The sequence below is a fragment of the Pseudomonas sp. HS6-2 genome (assembly GCF_049325675.2).
Classification (GTDB): Bacteria; Pseudomonadota; Gammaproteobacteria; order Pseudomonadales; family Pseudomonadaceae; genus Aquipseudomonas; species Aquipseudomonas putida_N.
Map to the genome: position 1 here is coordinate 5,708,344 of NZ_CM143906.1, position 23,826 is coordinate 5,732,169.

The following is a 23,826-nucleotide window of genomic DNA, read 5'->3' on the forward strand; positions in this document are numbered from 1 at the left end:
GAACCTTAGGGGCGTATCAGCGCAGCAGACCGCTGCCGCCGTAGCCTTTCAGGTTGGCTTTCTTCATCAGGGATTCGTACTGGTGCGAAACGAGGTGCGATTGTACTTGGGACATGAAGTCCATCACAACCACTACCACAATCAGCAACGAGGTCCCGCCAAGGTAGAACGGCACATTTGCTGCCACCACCAGGAACTGGGGCAGAAGGCAGACGGCCATCATGTAAAGAGCACCGAACATGGTCAGACGAGTCAGAACGCCATCAATGTAGCGTGCGGACTGCTCACCAGGACGGATACCCGGAATAAAGGCACCGGACTTCTTCAGGTTTTCCGCTACGTCTTTCGGGTTGAACATCAACGCTGTGTAGAAGAAGCAGAAGAAAATGATCCCTGCACTAAACAGCAGAATGTTCAACGGCTGACCAGGAGCGATCGACTGCGAGATGTCCTGCAGCCAGCCCATACCTTCGGACTGACCGAACCAGGCACCCAGCGAAGCCGGGAACAGCAAAATGCTGCTCGCGAAAATGGCCGGGATAACCCCTGCCATGTTCACCTTCAGCGGCAAGTGGCTGGTCTGCGCAGCGAAGACCTTGCGGCCCTGCTGACGCTTGGCGTAGTGAACGGCGATACGACGCTGACCACGCTCAATGAACACCACGAAACCGATGATCGCTACTGCAAGCAAACCGATTGCGACCAGGGCGAAAATGTTGATATCGCCTGTGCGTGCAGACTCGAAAGACTGCCCGATTGCTCTCGGAAGACCGGCAACGATACCTGCGAAGATCAACATCGAGATACCGTTGCCCACACCGCGCTCGGTGATCTGCTCGCCCAGCCACATCATGAACATCGCGCCTGCCACAAAGGTGGAGACAGCAACGACATAGAAGCCGAGACCCGCAGAAAACGCCACGCCCTGGTTGGCCAGGCCAATGGACATGCCAATGGCTTGAACCAGTGCCAGGATAACGGTGCCGTAGCGGGTGTACTGGCTGATCTTGCGACGGCCAGCTTCACCTTCCTTCTTCAACTGCTCCAGTTGCGGGCTGACCGCCGTCATCAGCTGCATGATGATCGATGCCGAGATGTACGGCATGATCCCCAGTGCAAAGATGCTCATGCGCTCAAGCGCGCCACCGGAAAACATGTTGAACAAGCTAAGAATGGTCCCCTCATTCTGCCGAAACAGATCCGCCAGACGGTCCGGATTGATGCCAGGAACCGGGATATGCGCACCTATCCGATAGACGATGATCGCCATGAACAGAAAGCGCAGACGAGCCCAGAGTTCCGACATCCCGCCCTTACCGAGCGAAGAGAGAGCACCTTGCTTAGCCATTTATTCCTCGAACTTGCCGCCAGCTGCTTCGATAGCCGCACGCGCACCCTTGGTGGCTGCGATGCCCTTGATGGTGACTGCGCGAGTGACTTCGCCAGACAGCATGATTTTCACACGCTGTACGTTCTGGCCAATCACGTTGGCGTCCTTCAGGGACTGTACGGAAACCACGTCGCCTTCCACTTTGGCCAGCTCGGACAGACGCACTTCAGCGCGGTCCATGGCTTTCAGGGAAACGAAGCCGAACTTCGGCAGACGACGGTGCAGCGGCTGTTGACCGCCTTCGAAGCCAGGAGCGATCGAACCACCGGAACGGGAGGTCTGACCTTTGTGGCCACGGCCGCCGGTCTTACCCAGACCGCTACCGATACCACGACCTGGACGATGCTTCTCGCGACGGGAACCCGGCGCTGGACTCAGATCATTGAGTTTCATCGATTAACCCTCGACCTTCAGCATGTAGTAAGCCTTGTTGATCATCCCGCGGTTCTCGGGAGTATCCTGGACTTCTACAGTGTGACCGATGCGACGCAGACCCAGACCTTTAACGCACAGTTTGTGGTTAGGCAGGCGGCCCGAGACGCTCTTGATCAGCGTTACTTTTACGGTTGCCATGATTAGAAGATCTCCTCAACGCTCTTGCCGCGCTTGGCAGCAATGGACTCAGGAGATTGCATGGCTTTCAGACCCTTGAAGGTGGCGTAAACCACGTTCACCGGGTTGGTCGAACCGTAGCACTTGGCCAGGACGTTCTGAACACCAGCAACTTCCAGGACGGCACGCATGGCGCCGCCGGCGATGATACCGGTACCTTCCGAGGCAGGCTGCATGTAAACCTTCGAGGCGCCGTGGGCAGCCTTGGTGGCGTACTGCAGGGTAGTGCCCTTCAGGTCAACCTGGATCATGTTGCGACGAGCAGCTTCCATGGCTTTCTGGATCGCAGCAGGTACTTCGCGCGACTTGCCACGGCCGAAACCGACGCGACCCTTGCCATCACCAACCACGGTCAGCGCGGTGAAGGTGAAGATACGGCCGCCTTTAACGGTTTTAGCTACGCGGTTAACTTGAACCAGCTTCTCGATGTAGCCTTCGTCGCGCTTTTGATCGTTATTTGCCATAACTTAGAACTCCAGCCCGCCTTCACGAGCAGCATCAGCCAGCGCTTTGACGCGGCCGTGGTACTTGAAGCCGGAACGGTCAAAGGCAACTTGAGATACACCGGCGGCTTTCGCACGCTCAGCTACCAGCTTGCCAACCTTAGTGGCCGCGTCGATGTTGCCAGTGGCGCCATCACGCAGGTCTTTGTCCAAGGTCGAGGCGCTTGCCAGAACCTTGCTGCCGTCGGCCGAAATGACCTGGGCGTAGATGTGCTGCGAGGAGCGGAACACGCACAGGCGCACGACTTCGAGTTCGTGCATCTTGAGGCGTGCTTTGCGAGCGCGACGCAGTCGAATAACTTTTTTGTCGGTCATTTGCTAGGCCCTACTTCTTCTTGGCTTCTTTACGACGGACTGCTTCGTCCGCGTAACGTACACCCTTGCCTTTGTAAGGCTCTGGCGGACGGAACCCGCGGATTTCAGCGGCCACCTGACCTACCAGCTGCTTGTCGATACCCTTGATCAGGATGTCGGTCTGGCTAGGCGTTTCAGCGGTGATGCCGGCTGGCAGTTCGTAGTCCACTGGGTGAGAGAAGCCCAGGGCCAGGTTCAGGATTTCGCCTTTGGCCTGCGCCTTGTAACCAACACCGACCAGCTGGAGCTTGCGCTCGAAGCCTTGGCTTACGCCTTGGACCATGTTGTTCACCAGGGCACGGGTAGTACCGGCCATGGCGCGAGCTTGCTGGTCACCATTGCGAGCGACGAAACGCAGCTCGCCAGACTCTTCGGTAACTTCAACAGACGAGTGAACGTTCAGTTCGAGAGTGCCTTTGGCACCCTTCACCGAAAGCTGCTGACCGGCGAATTTGACTTCGACACCGGATGGCAGCTTAACGGGGTTCTTAGCGACGCGAGACATGCCTATCTCCCCTTAGAACACTGTGCACAGAACTTCGCCGCCGACACCGGCAGCGCGCGCAGCGCGGTCAGTCATCACACCTTTGTTGGTGGAGACAATAGACACGCCCAGACCGCCACGAACTTTCGGCAGGTCGGTGACGGCCTTGTACTGGCGCAGGCCAGGACGGCTGGAACGCTTCAGTTCCTCGATGACCGGACGGCCTTCGAAGTACTTCAGTTCGATCGAAAGGGAAGGCTTGGCCTCACCAGTTACCTGGTAACCAGCAATGTAACCTTCGTCTTTCAGAACTTTGGCAACCGCGACCTTCAGGGTGGAGGAAGGCATGCTTACGACGGACTTTTCAGCCATCTGGGCATTACGGATGCGAGTTAGCATGTCCGCTAACGGGTCCTGCATACTCATGGGCTAGATGCTCCTGATACAAGAAATATTAGCCTTGCGGCTATCACAACCACCCAAGCGGGCAGGGTAAAAAACCCAGGCTCGGGTGAGCCGGTCATTCTAGACACAAGGCAGAAACGAAACAAGCCCCATGAAGGGGCTTGTTTGTTGGCGAGGTCACCGGCGGTCGGAAGATCGCTCCCCTTCCGCCGGGATCACACCTGCAGCGATTACCAGGAGGCTTTGACCAGGCCTGGTACGTCGCCGCGCATTGCAGCTTGACGCAGCATGTTACGGCCCAGGCCGAACTTACGGTATACACCGTGAGGACGACCGGTCAGGCGGCAACGGTTGCGCAGACGCGCAGCGCTGGCATCACGCGGCTGCTTCTGCAGAGCGACAACGGCAGCAAAACGCTCTTCTGGAGAGGCGTTCAGATTGACGATGGTCGCTTTCAGCTCAGCACGCTTTTTGGCGAACTTGGCTACCGTGAGCTGACGCTTCAGCTCGCGGTTTTTCATGCTCTTCTTGGCCATTTTCCTACTCCAATCAGTTGCGGAACGGGAATTTGAATGCACGCAGCAGAGCGCGGCCTTCGTCATCCGAACGAGCAGTGGTGGTCAGGGTGATGTCCAAACCGCGCAGAGCATCGATCTTGTCGTAATCGATTTCCGGGAAGATGATCTGCTCTTTCACGCCCATGCTGTAGTTGCCACGGCCATCGAAGGACTTGGCATTCAGGCCGCGGAAGTCGCGTACCCGAGGCAGGGAGATCGCCAGCAGGCGGTCCAGGAATTCGTACATCTTGTCGCTACGCAGGGTCACCTTGACGCCGATCGGCCATCCCTCACGGACTTTGAAGCCCGCGATGGATTTACGAGCGAAAGTCACGACCGGCTTTTGACCGGTGATCTTTTCCAGGTCGGCTACAGCGTGCTCGATGACTTTCTTGTCGCCGATCGCTTCGCCCAGACCCATGTTCAGGGTGATCTTGGTAACGCGCGGAACTTCCATCACGTTCGACAGCTTAAGTTCTTCCTTAAGCTTAGGAGCGATTTCGTTCCGGTAAATCTCTTTCAGTCGTGCCATGGTCTTCTACCTAGCAGTGTTCAAGCATCAACCGCTTTTTGGGTCGACTTGAAGACACGAATTTTCTTACCGTCTTCTACTTTGAAACCAACGCGGTCAGCCTTGTTGGTTTCGCCATTGAAGATGGCAACGTTGGAAGCGTGCAGAGGCGCTTCTTTTTCGACGATACCGCCCTGAACGCCCGCCATCGGGTTAGGCTTGGTATGACGCTTAACCAGGTTCACGCCACCGATGACCAGACGGTCATCAGCCAGAACCTTCAGCACCTTACCGCGCTTACCTTTGTCTTTGCCGGCGATCACGATGATCTCGTCGTCACGACGAATCTTTTGCATGTCGGATCTCCTTACAGCACTTCAGGGGCGAGCGAGACGATCTTCATGAACTTCTCAGTACGAAGTTCACGGGTCACTGGCCCGAAAATGCGAGTGCCGATCGGCTCTTGCTTGGTGTTCAGCAGAACAGCAGCGTTGCCGTCGAAACGAATGATGGAACCGTCAGCGCGACGTACACCGTGACGGGTACGGACGACAACAGCAGTCATCACCTGGCCTTTTTTGACCTTACCGCGCGGAATTGCTTCCTTGACGGTTACTTTGATGATGTCACCGATGCCGGCGTAACGGCGGTGCGAGCCGCCGAGCACCTTGATGCACATGACGCGACGAGCGCCGCTGTTATCGGCCACATCGAGCATGGATTGAGTCTGAATCATAAAATTTCTCCGACCCCTAGCCCTTAGACTTCAACAGCGCGTTCGAGGACTTCAACCAGTGCCCAGGACTTGGTCTTGGCCAGCGGACGGGTTTCACGGATGGAAACCTTGTCGCCGATTTTGCACTGGTTGGATTCGTCGTGCGCGTGCAGCTTAGTCGAACGCTTAACGTATTTACCGTAGATCGGGTGCTTTACGCGACGCTCGATCAGAACGGTGATGGTCTTGTCCATTTTGTCGCTGACGACACGGCCAGTCAGCGTACGGACGGTTTTTTCAGCTTCAGCCATGATCACTTACCTGCCTGCTGGTTAAGCACAGTTTTCACGCGAGCGATGTCACGCTTAACTTGCGAGAGCAGGTGCGACTGCCCCAACTGGCCAGTTGCTTTCTGCATACGCAGATTGAACTGGTCGCGCAGCAAGCCGAGCAGTTGCTCATTCAGTTGCTGTGCAGATTTTTCACGAAGTTCATTCGCTTTCATCACATCACCGTCCGCTTAACAAAGGAGGTGGCGAGAGGCAGCTTTGCAGCAGCCAGGGCGAAAGCTTCGCGCGCCAGCTCTTCAGAAACACCCTCGATCTCGTACAGGACTTTGCCTGGCTGGATCTGGGCAACCCAGTATTCCACGGAGCCTTTACCTTTACCCATACGAACCTCGAGAGGCTTCTTGGAGATCGGCTTGTCCGGGAACACACGGATCCAGATCTTACCGCCACGCTTAACGTGACGGGTCAGCGCACGACGTGCGGACTCGATCTGGCGAGCGGTGAGGCGACCGCGAGCAACAGCTTTCAGGGCGAATTCGCCGAAGCTGACTTTGCTACCGCGCAGTGCCAGACCACGGTTGTGGCCAGTCATCTGCTTGCGGAATTTTGTACGCTTTGGTTGCAACATTTGGCGTACCCCTTACTTAGCAGCTTTTTTACGAGGCGCTGGTGCTTGTGGTTTCAGTTCTTCTTGGCGACCACCAATAACTTCGCCTTTGAAGATCCAAACCTTCACACCGATCACACCGTAAGTGGTGTGAGCTTCGTAGGTGTTGTAGTCGATATCGGCACGCAGGGTGTGCAGAGGCACACGACCTTCGCGATACCACTCGGTACGAGCAATCTCAGCACCGCCGAGACGACCGCTCACCTGGATCTTGATGCCCTTGGCACCAATACGCATGGCGTTCTGTACGGCGCGCTTCATGGCGCGACGGAACATTACGCGGCGTTCCAGCTGCTGAGCTACGCTCTGCGCAACCAGCATAGCGTCGAGTTCCGGCTTGCGGATCTCTTCGATGTTGATGTGCACAGGCACACCCATCTGCTTGGTCAGGTCCTGACGCAGCTTCTCGACATCTTCACCTTTCTTCCCGATAACGATACCTGGACGAGCGGTGTGGATGGTGATGCGTGCAGTTTGAGCCGGACGATGAATATCGATACGGCTTACGGACGCGCTTTTTAGTTTGTCTTGGAGGTACTCACGCGTTTTCAGATCCTTCAACAGGTAATCTGCGTAAGTAGCACCGTCTGCGTACCAGACGGAGGTGTGCTCCTTGACGATTCCCAGGCGAATGCCAGTGGGATGTACTTTCTGACCCATCTGATCGACTCCGTTACTTGTCCGCAACCTTGACAGTGATATGGCAAGACCGCTTGACGATGCGATCAGCACGGCCTTTGGCACGTGGCATGATGCGCTTCAGCGAACGCCCTTCGTTGACGAAGACGGTGGAGACCTTCAGGTCATCAACGTCTGCGCCTTCGTTGTGTTCGGCGTTGGCTACGGCCGACTCGAGGACTTTCTTCATGATTTCAGCGGCTTTTTTGCTGCTGAAGGCCAACAGGTTGAGCGCTTCGCCCACCTTCTTCCCGCGGATCTGGTCGGCGACCAAGCGGGCTTTCTGGGCGGAGATGCGAGCGCCCGACAACTTAGCGGCTACTTCCATTTCCTTACCCCTTAACGCTTGGCTTTCTTGTCAGCCACGTGCCCGCGATAGGTGCGGGTACCGGCGAACTCGCCCAGTTTGTGGCCGACCATGTCTTCGTTCACGAGAACTGGGACATGCTGGCGACCGTTGTGAACCGCGATGGTCAGACCGACCATTTGTGGCAGGATCATCGAGCGACGCGACCAGGTTTTAACTGGCTTGCGATCGTTCTTCTCCACCGCCACTTCGACCTTCTTCAACAGGTGAAGATCGATAAAAGGACCTTTTTTCAGAGAACGTGGCACTGTCGTATCCCTCTAGTTACTTGCGACGACGGACGATCATGTTGTCGGTACGCTTATTACCGCGGGTCTTCGCACCCTTGGTTGGGAAGCCCCATGGCGATACCGGATGACGACCACCGGAGGTACGACCTTCACCACCACCATGTGGGTGGTCAACCGGGTTCATGGCAACACCACGAACGGTTGGGCGAACGCCGCGCCAGCGTTTGGCACCAGCTTTACCCAGCGAACGCAGGCTGTGCTCGGAGTTCGAGACTTCGCCCAGGGTCGCACGGCACTCAGCCAGGACTTTACGCATTTCACCAGAGCGCAGACGCAGGGTCACGTAGACACCTTCGCGGGCGATCAGCTGAGCCGAAGCACCAGCGGAACGTGCGATCTGAGCACCTTTACCCGGCTTCAGTTCGATGCCGTGAATGGTGCTACCTACTGGGATGTTGCGCAGCTGCAGGGAGTTACCGGCCTTGATTGGGGCCAGAGCACCTGCGATCAGCTGGTCGCCAGCGCTCACGCCTTTAGGGGCGATGATGTAGCGACGCTCACCGTCTGCGTAGCACAGCAGGGCGATGTGAGCAGTACGGTTTGGATCGTATTCGATACGCTCGACAGTGGCTGGAATGCCATCTTTGTCGTTGCGACGGAAGTCGACCAGACGGTAATGCTGCTTGTGACCACCACCAACGTGACGAGTGGTAATGCGGCCATTGTTGTTACGACCACCAGACTTCGATTTTTTCTCGATCAGCGGTGCGTGAGGAGCGCCTTTGTGCAGCTCCTTGTTGACCACCTTGACCACGAAACGGCGGCCAGGGGAAGTCGGTTTGCATTTAACGATTGCCATGATGCACCCCTTCCTTACTCAGCACTGCTGCTGAAATCGAGATCTTGGCCTGGCTGAAGGGAGACGATCGCCTTCTTCCAGTCATTACGCTTGCCCAGACCACGTGCGGTACGCTTGGTTTTACCCAGAACGTTAACAGTCGACACGTTTTCAACTTTTACGTTGAACAGGCCTTCGACAGCTTTCTTGATTTCCAGCTTGGTTGCATCGGTAGCAACCTTGAATACGAACTGGCCTTTTTTCTCAGCCAGAACGGTAGCCTTCTCGGAAACGTGCGGGCCAAGGAGGACTTTGAATACGCGTTCCTGGTTCATCCCAGCAGCTCCTCGAATTTCTTCACGGCCGAGACGGTGATCAACACCTTCTCGTATGCGATCAGACTGACCGGGTCGGAACCTTGAACGTCACGTACGTCGACGTGCGGCAGGTTGCGAGCAGCCAGGTACAGGTTCTGATCAACAGCGTCGGAAACGATCAGTACGTCGTTCAGACCCATGCCGTTCAGCTTGTTCAGCAGATCTTTGGTTTTCGGCGCTTCAACAGCGAAGTCCTGAACCACGACCAGACGGTCGCTACGCACCAGCTCAGCGAGGATGGAGCGCAGAGCTGCGCGATACATCTTCTTGTTGAGCTTCTGCGAGTGATCTTGAGGACGAGCTGCGAAGGTTACACCACCGCCACGCCAGATCGGACCACGGGTGGTACCAGCACGAGCACGGCCAGTACCCTTCTGACGCCATGGGCGCTTACCGCCACCAGCCACGTCGGAACGGGTCTTTTGCTGCTTGGTGCCCTGACGGCCGCCGGCCATGTAGGCCACGACTGCTTGGTGTACCAGCGTCTCGTTGAATTCGCCACCGAAAGCCAGTTCGGAAACTTCGATCGCCTGAGCGTCATTTACATTAAGTTGCATGTCAGTATCCCCTTAACCGCGAGCCTTGACAGCTGGACGTACAACCACGTCGCCGCCAGTAGCGCCAGGAACGGCACCCTTGACGAGCAGCAGGTTGCGCTCAGCGTCTACGCGAACTACTTCCAGGGACTGAACAGTCACGCGCTCGGCGCCCATGTGACCGGACATTTTCTTGCCCTTGAACACACGACCAGGAGTCTGGCACTGGCCGATGGAGCCCGGGACACGGTGCGACACGGAGTTACCGTGGGTGTTGTCCTGGCCACGGAAGTTCCAGCGCTTGATGGTACCGGCGAAGCCTTTACCTTTGGACTGACCAGTAACGTCAACCAGCTGGCCTGCAGTGAAGAGTTCAGCTTTGATAGAGTCGCCAGCCTGGAACTCGCCTTCTTCAAGACGGAACTCCCAGACACCGCGACCAGCGGCAACGTTGGCCTTGGCGAAGTGACCTGCCTGAGCGGCAGTCACACGCGAAGCACGACGCTCGCCGACAGTGACTTGCACTGCACGGTAGCCATCGGTTTCTTCAGTTTTGAACTGGGTGACACGATTCGGCTCGATCTCAATGACCGTGACCGGAATGGAGACACCTTCTTCGGTGAAAATGCGGGTCATACCGCACTTGCGACCGATTACACCAATAGTCATGTTGTAAACCTCATGAGTGTACGGGGCTTTCACCCGCTATGGCCGCCCATTTCAGAGCGTTACACGACTAGACCGAAGTCTTAGCCGAGGCTGATCTGTACTTCCACACCTGCCGCCAGATCAAGCTTCATCAGCGCGTCAACGGTTTTATCCGTTGGCTGGACGATGTCCAGAACACGCTTATGAGTGCGAATCTCGTACTGGTCACGCGCGTCTTTGTTGACGTGCGGGGAGACCAGAACGGTGAAACGCTCTTTGCGGGTAGGCAGTGGAATTGGACCACGCACTTGTGCACCAGTACGTTTCGCGGTTTCCACGATTTCCTGGGTGGATTGGTCGATCAGGCGATGGTCGAAAGCCTTCAACCTGATACGGATTTGCTGATTTTGCATTGGATTTCAGACTCCAGGCTGTTCCCAACGGACGCACTACGCCCGCTAAAAGGAGGCGTGATTCTATAGACGCCCCAATTTAGTGTCAACCCAATAAAAAAAACCCCCGCTGAGCGGGGGTTTTTTTCAATCGGTCGAGTGATTACTCGATGATTTTGGCTACGACGCCGGCGCCGACGGTACGACCGCCTTCACGGATAGCGAAGCGCAGACCGTCTTCCATTGCGATGGTCTTGATCAGGGTAACAGTCATCTGAATGTTGTCACCTGGCATTACCATTTCAACGCCTTCCGGCAGTTCGCAGTTACCGGTCACGTCAGTGGTACGGAAGTAGAACTGAGGACGGTAGCCTTTGAAGAACGGAGTATGACGACCGCCTTCTTCCTTCGACAGGACGTAGACTTCTGCGGTGAACTTGGTGTGCGGCTTGACCGAACCTGGCTTGACCAGAACCTGGCCACGCTCAACGTCGTCACGCTTGGTACCACGCAGCAGAACGCCGCAGTTCTCGCCAGCACGACCTTCGTCCAGCAGCTTGCGGAACATTTCAACACCGGTGCAGGTGGTGGTGGTGGTGTCACGCAGACCAACGATCTCCAGCGGATCCTGAACGCGGACGATACCACGCTCGATACGGCCGGTAACAACGGTACCACGACCCGAGATCGAGAATACGTCTTCGATCGGCATCAGGAATGGCTGGTCGATGGCACGAACTGGCTCAGGGATGTAGGCATCCAGAGTTTCTACCAGCTTCTTGACAGCGGTAGTACCCATTTCGTTGTCGTCTTTGCCTTCCAGCGCCATACGAGCCGAACCGATGATGATCGGGGTGTCGTCGCCTGGGAAGTCGTAGGTGGACAGCAGGTCGCGAACTTCCATCTCGACCAGTTCCAGCAGCTCAGCGTCGTCTACCAGGTCAGCCTTGTTCAGGAAGACCACGATGTACGGAACGCCAACCTGACGGGACAGCAGGATGTGCTCACGGGTTTGCGGCATCGGACCATCGGCGGCCGAGCAAACCAGGATCGCGCCATCCATCTGGGCAGCACCGGTGATCATGTTCTTCACGTAGTCAGCGTGACCTGGGCAGTCAACGTGAGCGTAGTGACGAATGTTCGAGTTGTACTCGACGTGAGCGGTGTTGATGGTGATACCGCGCGCTTTTTCTTCTGGAGCCGAGTCGATTTTGTCGAACTCAACGACGGCCGAACCGAAAACTTCGGAGCAGACGCGAGTCAGAGCTGCGGTCAGAGTGGTCTTACCGTGGTCAACGTGGCCGATAGTGCCGACGTTAACGTGGGGAAGGGAACGATCAAATTTTTCTTTAGCCACGACAGTGAACTCCTAGCCTAAAGGGGCTGAATCAGCCTTGTTTTTTAATGAGAGCTTCGACGATGTTCGACGGAGCTTCAGCGTATTTCGAGAATTCCATGGAGTAGCTTGCGCGACCCTGAGACATGGAACGAACGTCGGTTGCGTAACCGAACATCTCTCCCAGCGGCACCTCAGCAGTGATTACCTTGCCGGACACCGAGTCTTCATTACCCTGGATCATCCCACGACGACGGCTCAGGTCACCCATCACGTCACCCAGGTAATCTTCCGGGGTTACAACTTCGACCTTCATGATCGGCTCAAGCACCACGCCACCGCCCTTCTGGGCCAGTTGCTTGGTCGCCATCGAAGCAGCGATCTTGAACGCCATTTCGTTGGAGTCGACGTCGTGGTACGAACCGTCGAATACCGTAGCCTTCAGGCCGAGCAGCGGATAGCCGGCAACAACGCCGTTCTTCATCTGCTCTTCGATACCCTTCTGGATCGGGGCGATGAATTCCTTAGGAATCACACCACCAACGACTTCGTTGGTGAACACCAGACCTTCGGTGATGTTGCCCTTCTCGTCGACGTCCGGCTCCGAGAAACGGATCCAGCAGTGACCGAACTGACCACGACCACCCGACTGACGAACGAACTTACCTTCGATTTCGACGTTGGACTTGGTGATCTTCTCGCGGTACGAAACCTGCGGCTTGCCGACGTTGCACTCGACGTTGAACTCGCGCTTCATGCGGTCAACGAGGATGTCCAGGTGCAGCTCACCCATACCGGAGATGATGGTCTGACCCGTCTCTTCGTCGGTCTTGACGCGGAACGACGGGTCTTCCTGGGCCAGCTTGCCCAGTGCGATACCCATCTTCTCCTGGTCAGCCTTGGTCTTCGGCTCTACGGAGAGCGAAATCACCGGCTCAGGGAAGTCCATACGCTCAAGGATGATCGGCTTGTCGGCGTTGCACAGGGTGTCACCGGTGGTGACGTCCTTCATGCCGATCAGAGCAGCGATGTCGCCTGCACGTACTTCCTTGATCTCTTCACGCTGGTTGGCGTGCATCTGAACCATACGACCAACGCGCTCTTTCTTGCCCTTGACCGAGTTGATGACGGAGTCACCGGAGGTCAGGAAGCCCGAGTAAACGCGAACGAAGGTCAGAGTACCAACGAACGGGTCGGTGGCAATCTTGAACGCCAGGGCCGAGAACGGCTCGTTGTCGTCAGCAGGACGCTCGTCGTACTGCTCTGGAGTGACCTCGTCCTTCGGCACGTCGATCAGATCAGGGTGGATACCCTTGATCGCAGGGATCTCGGTTGGCGCAGGCAGGAAATCAATAACGGCGTCGAGAACCAGGGGAACGCCCTTGTTCTTGAACGAGGAACCGCAGACAGCAGGAACGATCTCGCTCGCCAGGGTACGGGCGCGCAGACCAGCCTTGATGTCTTCGACGGACAGGTCACCTTCTTCAAGGTACTTGTTCATCAGCTCTTCGTTGGCCTCGGCAGCAGCCTCGACCATGTTGCTGCGCCATTCGTTGGCCAGGTCCACCAGCTCAGCAGGAATTTCTTCCTCGCGGTAGGTAGTACCTTTGTCGTCGTCGTTCCAGTAGATGGCTTTCATCTTGATCAGGTCAACCTGACCCTGGAAGTCATCTTCCGCACCGATAGCCAGCTGGACCGGAACCGGGGTGTGACCCAGGCGGTTCTTGATCTGACCGATAACGCGCAGGAAGTTGGCACCAGCACGGTCCATCTTGTTCACGTAGACAACACGTGGAACGCCGTACTTGTTGGCCTGACGCCATACGGTTTCGGACTGTGGCTCAACGCCGGAAGTACCGCAGAACACAACGACCGCGCCGTCGAGCACACGCAGCGAACGCTCTACTTCAATGGTGAAGTCAACGTGGCCGGGGGTATCGATGACGTTTACGCGGTAGTTGTCGTACTGACCACGGGAACCTTTCCAGAAGGTGGTAACGGCAGCGGAGGTAATGGTGATACCGCGCTCCTGCTCCTGCACCATCCAGTCGGTGGTCGCGGCGCCATCATGCACCTCGCCCATCTTGTGGCTCAGACCTGTGTAGAACAGGATCCGCTCGGTAGTGGTAGTCTTGCCCGCGTCAACGTGGGCACAGATACCGATGTTACGGTAGCGGTTAATTGCTGTAGTACGAGCCATAAAGCCCTCGCAAAATGATTGATGCTTGAATTAGAAGCGGTAGTGCGAGAACGCTTTGTTGGCTTCAGCCATACGGTGCACGTCTTCACGCTTCTTGACTGCAGCACCTTTGCCTTCGGCAGCATCCAGCAGTTCGCCGGCCAGGCGCAGAGCCATCGACTTCTCGCCGCGCTTGCGGGCGTAGTCTACGAGCCAGCGCATTGCCAGAGCGTTACGACGGGATGGACGAACTTCAACCGGAACCTGGTAAGTGGCACCGCCTACACGGCGGGACTTAACTTCGACCAGCGGAGCGATGGCGTCGAGAGCTTTCTCGAAGATTTCCAGGGGGTCGCTGTTCTTGCGTGCTTTGACGGTATCCAGGGCACCGTAAACGATGCGCTCGGCTACGGCCTTCTTGCCGCTTTCCATCACGTGGTTCATGAACTTGGCGAGGATCTGGGATCCGTACTTCGGATCGTCAAGGATCTCACGTTTTGCTGCTACACGACGTCTTGGCATGATAAGCCCTCAAACGGTCTTCAGGTTAGCCCGGGACGTGGGTCTTCGACCCCTGCCCGACCTTACTCTTATCGACTCAAAAAAATGGATGTCTGCAAACGGCCGATTACTTCGGACGCTTGGTACCGTATTTCGAACGACCCTGGTTACGGCCTTTAACGCCCGAGGTATCCAGAGAGCCGCGAACGGTGTGGTAACGAACACCTGGCAAGTCTTTTACACGGCCGCCACGGATGAGGACGACGCTGTGCTCTTGCAGGTTGTGGCCTTCACCGCCGATGTACGAGGAAACCTCGAAACCGTTGGTCAGACGCACACGGCATACTTTACGCAGTGCCGAGTTAGGTTTTTTCGGCGTGGTGGTGTACACGCGGGTGCACACGCCACGACGCTGCGGGCAGTTCTGCAGCGCAGGAACGTCGGACTTCTCGACCGAACGCTTGCGCGGCTGACGTACCAGCTGGTTGATAGTTGCCATCTACTAGCTCCACTGATTGTCTTGCGACTCTATTGTCTTGCAAGAAAGCCAAAAATTGGCGAGACGGAGCCTCACCAAATTTAAGGGTACAAAAGTCTACGGAGGATCTTGCACCCAGTCAAGACGAGGCCCCGGCCCTCCTCGCCCGATCATCGGCAACATTTCATGTCACCGATGGCCGTTCGAGGCTTGCCGGGGCCCTGCCCTGTACTTAGTTGCCGCTGGAGTTCAGCGCTTCGGTCAGTGCGGCTTCCACCTCACTGGCGCTCACACGCAGCGGTTTGTCGGCATCACGGCGGCGCTTGCGCTCGCTGTGGTAGGCCAGACCAGTACCAGCCGGGATCAGACGACCCACGACCACGTTCTCTTTCAGGCCGCGCAGGTAGTCGCGCTTGCCGGTTACTGCCGCTTCGGTCAGTACGCGGGTGGTTTCCTGGAAGGAAGCCGCGGAGATGAACGATTCGGTCGACAGCGACGCCTTGGTGATACCCAGCAGCACGCGGGTGAACTTGGAGACGAACTTGTCTTCCCCTGCCAGGCGCTCGTTTTCCATCAGCACCTGGGTCAGTTCCATCTGGTCGCCCTTGATGAAGCTGGAGTCACCCGACTCGGCGATCTCGACCTTGCGCAGCATCTGACGCAGGATGGTCTCGATGTGCTTGTCGTTGATCTTAACGCCTTGCAGACGGTAAACGTCCTGGATCTCGTTGACGATGTACTTCGCCAGCGCGCTCACACCCAGCAGACGCAGGATGTCGTGCGGATCGCTCGGGCCGTCGGAGATAACTTCGCCGCGGTTTACCTGTTCGCCTTCGAAGACGTTCAGGTGGCGCCACTTCGGAATCAGCTCTTCGTACGGATCGCTGCCGTCGGTCGGAGTAATGACCAGACGACGCTTGCCCTTGGTCTCTTTACCGAACGCGATGGTGCCGCTGACTTCAGCCAGAATCGAGGCTTCTTTCGGACGGCGCGCTTCGAACAGGTCGGCAACGCGTGGCAGACCACCGGTGATGTCACGGGTCTTCGACGTTTCTTGCGGGATACGCGCGATAACGTCACCAACACCGATCTGAGCACCGTCAGCTACACCTACCAAGGCGTTAGCTGGCAGGAAGTACTGGGCAGGTACGTCGGTACCCGGCAGGTACAGGTCCTTGCCAGCGGCGTCGACCATCTTGATTGCCGGACGGATTTCCTTGCCTGCGGCAGGGCGATCCTTGACGTCCAGTACTTCAATGTTGGTCAAGCCGGTCAGCTCATCGGTCTGACGCTTGATGGTGATGTTTTCTTCCATGCCCACGAAGGTCACGGTACCTTTCAGTTCGGTAACGATCGGGTGGGTGTGCGGGTCCCACTTGGCGACGATGGCGCCAGCTTCGACCTTGTCACCTTCCTTGACCGAAATCACCGCACCGTAAGGCAGCTTGTAGCGCTCACGCTCACGACCGAATTCGTCGGCAATGGCCAGCTCGCCGGAACGCGATACGGCAACCAGGTTACCGTCGGCACGCTCAACCTGTTTCAGGTTGTGCAGGCGAACCATACCGCCGTTCTTCACCTGGACGCTGTCGGCAGCCGAAGTACGGCTTGCAGCACCACCGATGTGGAACGTACGCATGGTCAGCTGGGTACCCGGCTCACCGATCGACTGTGCAGCGATAACGCCGACAGCTTCACCGATGTTCACCTGGTGACCACGAGCCAGGTCACGACCGTAGCACTTGGCGCAGATACCGAAGCGGGTTTCGCAGTTGATCGGCGAACGCACGATCACTTCATCGATGCTGTTCAGCTCGATGAACTCGACCCACTGCTCGTCGACCAGGGTACCGGCCGGAACGATGACGTCCTCGGTGCCTGGCTTGAACACGTCACGGGCGATGACACGACCCAGTACACGCTCACCCAGCGGCTCTACAACGTCGCCGCCTTCGATGTGCGGGGTCATCAGCAGGCCCTGGTCGGTGCCGCAGTCGATCTCGGTCACGACCAAGTCTTGTGCAACGTCTACCAGACGACGAGTCAGGTAACCGGAGTTCGCAGTCTTCAGTGCGGTATCCGCCAGACCCTTACGAGCACCGTGGGTCGAGATGAAGTACTGGAGTACGCTCAGACCTTCACGGAAGTTCGCGGTGATCGGCGTCTCGATGATCGAGCCGTCCGGCTTGGCCATCAGGCCACGCATACCGGCCAGCTGACGGATCTGGGCTGCGGAACCCCGCGCACCCGAGTCAGCCATCATGTACATCGAGTTGAAGGACTCTTGGTCGACTTCGTTGCCTTCGCGGTCGATGACCTTCTCTTTCGAGAGGTTGGCCATCATCGCCTTGGACACTTCGTCGTTCGCCTTCGACCACAAGTCGATGACCTTGTTGTACTTCTCGCCCTGGGTTACCAGGCCGGAGGCGTACTGGCTCTCGATTTCCTTCACTTCGTCGGTAGCGTTACCGATGATGCGGGCTTTCTCGTCCGGGATAACGAAGTCGTTAACACCGATGGAAACGCCGGAAATGGTCGAGTAAGCGAAACCGGTGTACATCAGCTGGTCAGCGAAGATAACGGTCTCTTTCAGACCAACCACGCGGTAGCACTGGTTGATCAGCTTGGAGATCGCCTTCTTTTTCATCGGCTGGTTGACCACGTCGTACGGCAGGCCTGCCGGAACCACCTGGAACAGCAGCGCACGGCCGACGGTGGTGTCGACGATACGGGTGTTCTTGGTGATGCTGCCATCGCGGTCTTTCACGGTTTCGTTGATACGAACCTTGATTTTCGCGTGCAGGGCAGCTTCGCCGGCGCGGAACACGCGGTCGACTTCCTGCAGGTCGGCGAATACGCGACCTTCGCCCTTGGCGTTGATGGCTTCACGGGTCATGTAGTACAGACCCAGTACAACGTCCTGCGACGGAACGATGATTGGCTCACCGTTGGCTGGCGACAGGATGTTGTTGGTCGACATCATCAGCGCGCGCGCTTCGAGCTGGGCTTCCAGCGTCAGCGGCACGTGAACGGCCATCTGGTCACCGTCGAAGTCGGCGTTGTACGCGGCACAGACCAGCGGGTGCAGCTGGATAGCCTTACCTTCGATCAGAACCGGTTCAAAGGCCTGAATACCCAGACGGTGCAGGGTCGGTGCACGGTTGAGCAGTACGGGGTGTTCGCGGATCACCTCGGCGAGCACGTCCCACACCTCTGGCAGCTCGCGCTCGACCATCTTCTTGGCAGCCTTGATGGTGGTCGCCAGACCACGCATTTCCAGCTTGCCGAAAATGAACGGCTTGAACAGCTCGAGGGCCATCTTCTTCGGCAGACCGCACTGGTGCAGACGCAGGGTCGGGCCTACGGTAATTACCGAACGACCGGAGTAGTCCACACGCTTACCGAGCAGGTTCTGACGGAAGCGACCTTGCTTACCTTTGATCATGTCGGCCAGGGACTTCAGCGGACGCTTGTTCGAGCCAGTGATGGCGCGACCGCGACGGCCGTTGTCCAGCAGGGCGTCGACCGCTTCCTGCAGCATGCGCTTTTCGTTGCGCACGATGATGTCCGGCGCCGACAGATCGAGCAGGCGCTTCAGACGGTTGTTACGGTTGATCACCCGACGATACAGGTCGTTCAGGTCGGAGGTCGCGAAGCGGCCGCCGTCCAGCGGTACCAGCGGACGCAGGTCCGGCGGCAGCACTGGCAGGACGGTCAGGACCATCCACTCAGGCAGGTTGCCCGAGCCCTGGAAAGCTTCCATCAGCTTCAGGCGCTTGGACAGCTTCTTGATCTTGGTTTCCGAGTTGGTCTGCGGAATCTCTTCACGCAGGCGGCCAATCTCGTGCTCCAGGTCGATCGCGTGCAGAAGCTCGCGGACAGCCTCGGCACCCATGCGGGCATCGAAGTCGTCACCGAACTCTTCCAGCGCTTCGAAGTACTGTTCGTCGTTGAGCAGCTGACCCTTCTCGAGGGTGGTCATGCCCGGATCGATCACCACGTAGCTCTCGAAGTAGAGCACGCGCTCGATGTCACGCAGCGTCATGTCCATCAGCAGGCCGATACGGGACGGCAGCGACTTCAGGAACCAGATGTGGGCAACCGGCGAGGCCAGTTCGATGTGCGCCATGCGCTCACGACGAACCTTGGCCAGGGCCACTTCAACGCCGCACTTCTCGCAGATCACGCCGCGGTGCTTGAGGCGCTTGTACTTGCCGCACAGGCACTCGTAGTCCTTGACTGGGCCAAAGATCTTGGCGCAGAACAGGCCGTCACGTTCAGGCTTGAACGTACGGTAGTTGATGGTTTCCGGCTTCTTAACTTCACCGAACGACCACGAACGGATCATTTCAGGCGACGCCAGACCGATGCGGATGGCGTCGAACTCTTCGACTTGACCCTGGTTTTTCAGCAAATTCAGTAGGTCTTTCAAGGCCTTTCCTCCTGGCGGAGCAGGGAGCGAGCATTACCTGCCCCACTCCCCTTCGCGTCACGTGTTATTCGGTTTCCAGATCGATATCGATACCGAGCGAACGGATCTCTTTGATCAACACGTTGAAGGACTCGGGCATGCCCGGCTCCATACGGTGATCGCCATCCACGATGTTCTTGTACATCTTGGTACGGCCGTTCACGTCGTCCGACTTCACTGTGAGCATTTCTTGCAGGGTGTATGCCGCGCCGTATGCTTCCAGCGCCCACACTTCCATCTCCCCGAAACGCTGACCACCGAACTGCGCCTTACCACCCAGCGGCTGCTGGGTAACCAGGCTGTAGGAACCAGTGGAACGCGCGTGCATCTTGTCGTCCACCAAGTGGTTCAGCTTGAGCATGTACATGTAACCAACGGTCACAGGGCGCTCGAACTTGTTGCCGGTACGGCCGTCGAACAGCACCATCTGGCCGCTTTCTGGCAGGTCTGCCAGTTTCAGCATGGCCTTGATCTCACGCTCCTTGGCACCGTCGAAGACCGGGGTGGCCATCGGCACACCTTTCTTCAGGTTGTTCGCCAGGGCGATGATCTCTTCGTCGGTGAACTCTTCCAGGTTCTCCTGACGACCACCGATCTCGTTATAGATCTCGGTGAGGAAGGTGCGCAGTTCAGCGGCTTTACGCTGCTCTTCGATCATGCGGTCGATCTTCTCGCCCAGACCTTTGGCCGCCAGGCCCAGGTGGGTTTCGAGGATCTGACCGACGTTCATACGCGAAGGTACGCCCAGCGGGTTCAGTACCACGTCAACCGGAGTACCGTTGGCGTCATGCGGCATGTCTTCTACCGGCATGATCACCGAGACGACACCCTTGTTACCGTGACGACCGGCCATCTTGTCACCCGGCTGGATGCGACGGCGGATTGCCAGGTAGACCTTGACGATCTTCAGTACGCCTGGAGCCAGGTCATCGCCCTGCTGCAGCTTGCGCTTCTTGTCTTCGAACTTGTCGTCCAGCAGACGGCGACGGTCGACGATGTACTGTTGAGCCTTTTCCAGCTGCTCGTTCAGTGCATCTTCGGCCATACGCAGTTTGAACCACTGGCCGTGCTCCAGACCGTCCAGCACTTCGTCAGTGATCACGGTGCCTTTCTTCAGGCCCGCTCCACCGTCGACCACCTGGCCGTTCAGGGCAGCACGCAGACGCTCGAAGGTTGCACCTTCGACGATGCGGAACTCTTCGTTGAGGTCCTTGCGGATCTCGTCCAGCTGCATCTTCTCGATGGACAGGGCTCGGCTATCGCGCTCGACGCCATCACGGGTGAAGACCTGTACGTCGATGACGGTACCTTTGGTGCCGGTTGGCACGCGCAGGGAGGTGTCCTTAACGTCGCTGGCCTTCTCACCGAAGATTGCGCGCAGCAGTTTTTCTTCCGGAGTCAGCTGGGTTTCGCCTTTTGGCGTGACCTTGCCGACCAGGATGTCGCCAGCGCCGACTTCGGCACCCACGTAGACGATACCGGCTTCGTCCAGCTTGTTCAGAGCGGCTTCACCCACGTTCGGGATGTCCGCAGTGATTTCCTCTGGGCCAAGCTTGGTGTCGCGCGCCACACAGGTCAGTTCCTGGATGTGGATGGTGGTGAAGCGGTCTTCCTGAACCACACGCTCGGACAGGCAGATGGAGTCTTCGAAGTTGAAGCCGTTCCACGCCATGAACGCGATGCGCATGTTCTGACCCAGTGCCAGTTCACCCATGTCGGTGGACGGGCCGTCGGCCATGATGTCGCCACGCTGAACCTTGTCACCCTTGCTGACCAGCGGACGCTGGTTGATGCAGGTGTTCTGGTTCGAACGGGTGTACTTGGTCAGGTTGTAGATATCAACACCGGCTTCGCCGGTCTCGACTTCGTCATCAGCAACGCGAACGACGATACGGCTGGCGTCGACCGAGTCGATCACACCACCGCGGCGAGCAACCACGCAGACACCGGAGTCGCGGGCAACGTTGCGCTCCATGCCGGTACCTACCAGCGGCTTGTCGGCACGCAGGGTTGGCACAGCCTGACGCTGCATGTTGGAACCCATCAATGCACGGTTGGCGTCGTCGTGCTCGAGGAACGGAATCAGCGACGCAGCAACAGAAACAACCTGCTTCGGCGAAACGTCCATCAGGGTGACGTCTTCCGGCGCCTTGACGGTGAATTCGTTCAGGTGACGAACGGCTACCAGCTCATCGATCAGCTGCTTCTTCTCGTTCATCGCGGCCGAGGCCTGGGCGATGACGTGATCGGCTTCTTCGATGGCGGACAGGAACACGATGTCGTCGCTGACCACGCCTTCCTTCACCACGCGGTACGGGCTTTCCAGGAAGCCGTACTGGTTGGTGCGGGCATAGGCTGCCAGGGAGTTGATCAGACCGATGTTCGGACCTTCAGGGGTCTCGATCGGGCACACGCGGCCGTAGTGGGTCGGGTGTACGTCACGGACTTCGAAGCCAGCACGCTCACGGGTCAGACCGCCAGGGCCGAGTGCGGAAACACGGCGCTTGTGGGTAATCTCGGAGAGCGGGTTGTTCTGGTCCATGAACTGCGAGAGCTGGCTGGAACCGAAGAACTCCTTCACCGCCGCCGCTACCGGCTTGGCGTTGATCAGGTCTTGCGGCATCAGGCCTTCGCTTTCCGCCATCGACAGACGTTCCTTGACCGCACGCTCAACACGTACCAGGCCAACGCGGAACTGGTTCTCGGCCATCTCGCCAACGCAACGAACGCGACGGTTACCCAGGTGGTCGATGTCGTCGACGATGCCTTTGCCGTTACGGATATCGACCAGGGTCTTCAGAACCTCAACGATGTCTTCCTTGCTCAGCACGCCCGAACCTTCGATCTCGGTACGACCGATACGACGGTTGAACTTCATGCGGCCAACGGCGGACAGGTCGTAACGCTCGGCGCTGAAGAACAGGTTGTTGAACAGGGTCTCGGCAGCATCCTTGGTCGGCGGCTCGCCTGGACGCATCATGCGGTAGATCTCGACCAGAGCTTCCAGCTGGTTGCTGGTGGTGTCGATCTTCAGGGTATCCGAGATGAATGGACCGCAGTCGATGTCGTTGGTGTACAGGGTCTCGATGCGGACAACCTGAGCCTTGGCGATCTTGATCAGCAGCTCGGTGGTCAGCTCGGTGTTGCACTCGGCCAGGATCTCGCCAGTGGCCGGGTGAACGATGGCCTTGGCGGTGGTACGACCGAGGACGTATTCCATCGGCACGTCCAGCTGGTTGACACCAGCCTTCTCGAGCTGATTGACGTGACGCGCGGTAATACGACGACCCTGCTCGACAATGACCTTGCCGCTGTCGTCATGGATGTCCATGACCGCGACTTCACCACGCAGACGCTGAGGTACCAGTTCCAGGCTGAGTTTTTCGCCGGAAATGTGGAATACGTTGGTGGTGTAGAAGGTGTTGAGCACTTCTTCCGTGCTGTAACCCAGCGCGCGCAGCAGTACCGAGGCCGGCAATTTGCGGCGACGGTCGATACGCACGAACACGCAGTCTTTCGGGTCGAACTCGAAGTCCAGCCACGAACCGCGGTAAGGGATGATGCGAGCGGAGTACAGCAGCTTGCCGGAGCTGTGCGTCTTGCCACGGTCGTGGTCGAAGAACACACCAGGCGAACGGTGCAGCTGGGAAACGATTACTCGTTCGGTACCGTTGATAACGAAGGTACCGTTCTCAGTCATCAGGGGGATTTCACCCATGTAGACTTCTTGCTCTTTGATGTCCTTGATCGCTTTGTTCGACGATTCCTTGTCGAAGATGATCAGGCGCACCTTGACCCGCAGTGGGACCGCGAAGGTCACGCCACGCAGGACACATTCCTTCACATCGAAGGCGGGATCGCCCAGGCGGTAGCCTACGTACTCCAGGGCAGCATTGCCGGAGTAGCTGATGATCGGGAATACCGACTTGAAGGCCGCGTGCAGGCCGACGTCACGGAACTGATCCTTGGATGCTCCCGCTTGCAGGAATTCGCGATACGAATCCAGCTGGATGGCCAGAAGATATGGCACATCCATGACGTCCGGCAACTTGCTAAAGTCCTTGCGGATACGTTTTTTCTCAGTGTATGAGTAAGCCATCAGCGTTCCCCAGCTTGGTCACCTGCTTGTTTGGCTTCTCCCGGCGGGAGCAGCCAGAAAATCGTGCAAACCCCTTGGTTTGCGCACCCACATGGGTGTCTTGCAGCGTGTTATCGGGGCCGGCTTGACCAGCCACCAATAACGGAAAAAGGCCGGTGGCATAAGCCACCAGCCATCAGCCTTTCGCTCAACGCTCAGGCTGGCATCG

At 57.6% G+C, this 23,826-nt stretch carries 28 protein-coding genes; all 28 read right to left on the bottom strand.

Features of this window, described 5'->3' with window-relative positions; translation table 11 throughout:
• Positions 1–16 precede the first annotated feature (16 nt).
• Positions 17–1,348, bottom strand: coding sequence for a preprotein translocase subunit SecY (gene secY, locus ACOKS3_RS26750; protein ID WP_103448763.1), 1,332 nt, complete (start codon positions 1,346–1,348; stop codon positions 17–19).
• A complete protein-coding gene (gene rplO, locus ACOKS3_RS26755) occupies positions 1,349–1,783 on the bottom strand; it encodes a 50S ribosomal protein L15 (RefSeq protein ID WP_023382625.1) in 435 nt (144 codons plus the stop codon).
• A 3-nt stretch (positions 1,784–1,786) separates the two neighbouring features.
• On the bottom strand, positions 1,787–1,963 hold the full coding sequence (rpmD, locus tag ACOKS3_RS26760; protein ID WP_003255463.1) for a 50S ribosomal protein L30: 177 nt from the start codon (positions 1,961–1,963) through the stop codon (positions 1,787–1,789).
• Between the two features lie 2 nt (positions 1,964–1,965).
• Positions 1,966–2,466 carry a 30S ribosomal protein S5 gene (gene rpsE / locus ACOKS3_RS26765; RefSeq protein ID WP_003255465.1) on the bottom strand — a complete coding sequence of 167 codons (501 nt, stop codon included), beginning with the start codon at positions 2,464–2,466 and terminating at the stop codon, positions 1,966–1,968.
• Positions 2,467–2,469: 3 nt separating this feature from the next.
• Positions 2,470–2,820 carry a 50S ribosomal protein L18 gene (gene rplR / locus ACOKS3_RS26770; RefSeq protein ID WP_003255467.1) on the bottom strand — a complete coding sequence of 117 codons (351 nt, stop codon included), beginning with the start codon at positions 2,818–2,820 and terminating at the stop codon, positions 2,470–2,472.
• Between the two features lie 10 nt (positions 2,821–2,830).
• Complete coding sequence (gene rplF, locus ACOKS3_RS26775) at positions 2,831–3,364, bottom strand: 50S ribosomal protein L6 (protein ID WP_103448762.1); 534 nt, start codon at positions 3,362–3,364, stop codon at positions 2,831–2,833.
• A 12-nt stretch (positions 3,365–3,376) separates the two neighbouring features.
• Positions 3,377–3,769 (bottom strand): 30S ribosomal protein S8, encoded by a 393-nt coding sequence (rpsH, locus tag ACOKS3_RS26780; protein ID WP_003255471.1) that lies wholly within the window; start codon positions 3,767–3,769, stop codon positions 3,377–3,379.
• A gap of 209 nt (positions 3,770–3,978) precedes the next feature.
• Positions 3,979–4,284, bottom strand: a complete 306-nt coding sequence (gene rpsN / locus ACOKS3_RS26785) for a 30S ribosomal protein S14 (protein WP_012316516.1) — start codon at positions 4,282–4,284, stop codon at positions 3,979–3,981.
• Positions 4,285–4,297: 13 nt separating this feature from the next.
• The gene (gene rplE, locus ACOKS3_RS26790; RefSeq protein ID WP_003255474.1) at positions 4,298–4,837 is read right to left on the bottom strand and encodes a 50S ribosomal protein L5; all 540 of its coding nucleotides are present in this window, start codon (positions 4,835–4,837) and stop codon (positions 4,298–4,300) included.
• Positions 4,838–4,857: 20 nt separating this feature from the next.
• Positions 4,858–5,172 carry a 50S ribosomal protein L24 gene (rplX, locus tag ACOKS3_RS26795; RefSeq protein WP_003255476.1) on the bottom strand — a complete coding sequence of 105 codons (315 nt, stop codon included), beginning with the start codon at positions 5,170–5,172 and terminating at the stop codon, positions 4,858–4,860.
• A gap of 11 nt (positions 5,173–5,183) precedes the next feature.
• A complete protein-coding gene (rplN, locus tag ACOKS3_RS26800; protein WP_008089810.1) occupies positions 5,184–5,552 on the bottom strand; it encodes a 50S ribosomal protein L14 in 369 nt (122 codons plus the stop codon).
• A gap of 23 nt (positions 5,553–5,575) precedes the next feature.
• Positions 5,576–5,842: a 30S ribosomal protein S17 gene (gene rpsQ, locus ACOKS3_RS26805; protein ID WP_008089812.1), complete on the bottom strand. Its 267-nt coding sequence runs from the start codon at positions 5,840–5,842 to the stop codon at positions 5,576–5,578.
• Positions 5,843–5,844: 2 nt separating this feature from the next.
• Positions 5,845–6,036: a 50S ribosomal protein L29 gene (rpmC, locus tag ACOKS3_RS26810; RefSeq protein ID WP_002555481.1), complete on the bottom strand. Its 192-nt coding sequence runs from the start codon at positions 6,034–6,036 to the stop codon at positions 5,845–5,847.
• On the bottom strand, positions 6,036–6,449 hold the full coding sequence (gene rplP / locus ACOKS3_RS26815; protein WP_003255479.1) for a 50S ribosomal protein L16: 414 nt from the start codon (positions 6,447–6,449) through the stop codon (positions 6,036–6,038). Before rplP ends, rpmC begins: the two co-directional genes overlap by 1 nt.
• A 12-nt stretch (positions 6,450–6,461) precedes the next feature.
• The gene (rpsC, locus tag ACOKS3_RS26820; RefSeq protein WP_003255481.1) at positions 6,462–7,148 is read right to left on the bottom strand and encodes a 30S ribosomal protein S3; all 687 of its coding nucleotides are present in this window, start codon (positions 7,146–7,148) and stop codon (positions 6,462–6,464) included.
• Positions 7,149–7,161: 13 nt separating this feature from the next.
• Positions 7,162–7,494 carry a 50S ribosomal protein L22 gene (gene rplV, locus ACOKS3_RS26825; RefSeq protein WP_003103908.1) on the bottom strand — a complete coding sequence of 111 codons (333 nt, stop codon included), beginning with the start codon at positions 7,492–7,494 and terminating at the stop codon, positions 7,162–7,164.
• Between the two features lie 11 nt (positions 7,495–7,505).
• Positions 7,506–7,781 carry a 30S ribosomal protein S19 gene (gene rpsS / locus ACOKS3_RS26830; RefSeq protein ID WP_003255482.1) on the bottom strand — a complete coding sequence of 92 codons (276 nt, stop codon included), beginning with the start codon at positions 7,779–7,781 and terminating at the stop codon, positions 7,506–7,508.
• A gap of 16 nt (positions 7,782–7,797) precedes the next feature.
• Positions 7,798–8,622 (bottom strand): 50S ribosomal protein L2, encoded by an 825-nt coding sequence (rplB, locus tag ACOKS3_RS26835; RefSeq protein WP_003255483.1) that lies wholly within the window; start codon positions 8,620–8,622, stop codon positions 7,798–7,800.
• Between the two features lie 14 nt (positions 8,623–8,636).
• Positions 8,637–8,936, bottom strand: coding sequence for a 50S ribosomal protein L23 (gene rplW, locus ACOKS3_RS26840; protein WP_003255484.1), 300 nt, complete (start codon positions 8,934–8,936; stop codon positions 8,637–8,639).
• Entirely contained in the window at positions 8,933–9,535 is a 603-nt protein-coding gene (rplD, locus tag ACOKS3_RS26845) for a 50S ribosomal protein L4 (RefSeq protein WP_027917846.1), read from the bottom strand. The genes rplW and rplD overlap by 4 nt, the downstream gene beginning before the upstream one ends.
• Before the next feature lie 12 nt (positions 9,536–9,547).
• Positions 9,548–10,183, bottom strand: a complete 636-nt coding sequence (gene rplC / locus ACOKS3_RS26850) for a 50S ribosomal protein L3 (RefSeq protein WP_027917847.1) — start codon at positions 10,181–10,183, stop codon at positions 9,548–9,550.
• Positions 10,184–10,263: 80 nt separating this feature from the next.
• A complete protein-coding gene (gene rpsJ / locus ACOKS3_RS26855) occupies positions 10,264–10,575 on the bottom strand; it encodes a 30S ribosomal protein S10 (RefSeq protein WP_003186070.1) in 312 nt (103 codons plus the stop codon).
• 142 nt (positions 10,576–10,717) lie between these two features.
• Complete coding sequence (tuf, locus tag ACOKS3_RS26860; protein ID WP_010951775.1) at positions 10,718–11,911, bottom strand: elongation factor Tu; 1,194 nt, start codon at positions 11,909–11,911, stop codon at positions 10,718–10,720.
• Positions 11,912–11,942: 31 nt separating this feature from the next.
• Positions 11,943–14,090, bottom strand: coding sequence for an elongation factor G (fusA, locus tag ACOKS3_RS26865; RefSeq protein WP_103448761.1), 2,148 nt, complete (start codon positions 14,088–14,090; stop codon positions 11,943–11,945).
• 30 nt (positions 14,091–14,120) lie between these two features.
• Positions 14,121–14,591, bottom strand: coding sequence for a 30S ribosomal protein S7 (gene rpsG / locus ACOKS3_RS26870; RefSeq protein WP_003246741.1), 471 nt, complete (start codon positions 14,589–14,591; stop codon positions 14,121–14,123).
• 106 nt (positions 14,592–14,697) lie between these two features.
• Positions 14,698–15,069, bottom strand: coding sequence for a 30S ribosomal protein S12 (gene rpsL / locus ACOKS3_RS26875; RefSeq protein WP_003255492.1), 372 nt, complete (start codon positions 15,067–15,069; stop codon positions 14,698–14,700).
• A gap of 211 nt (positions 15,070–15,280) precedes the next feature.
• A complete protein-coding gene (gene rpoC, locus ACOKS3_RS26880; RefSeq protein WP_103448760.1) occupies positions 15,281–19,480 on the bottom strand; it encodes a DNA-directed RNA polymerase subunit beta' in 4,200 nt (1,399 codons plus the stop codon).
• Positions 19,481–19,544: 64 nt separating this feature from the next.
• Entirely contained in the window at positions 19,545–23,618 is a 4,074-nt protein-coding gene (gene rpoB / locus ACOKS3_RS26885; RefSeq protein ID WP_103448759.1) for a DNA-directed RNA polymerase subunit beta, read from the bottom strand.
• Positions 23,619–23,826: the final 208 nt, after the last annotated feature.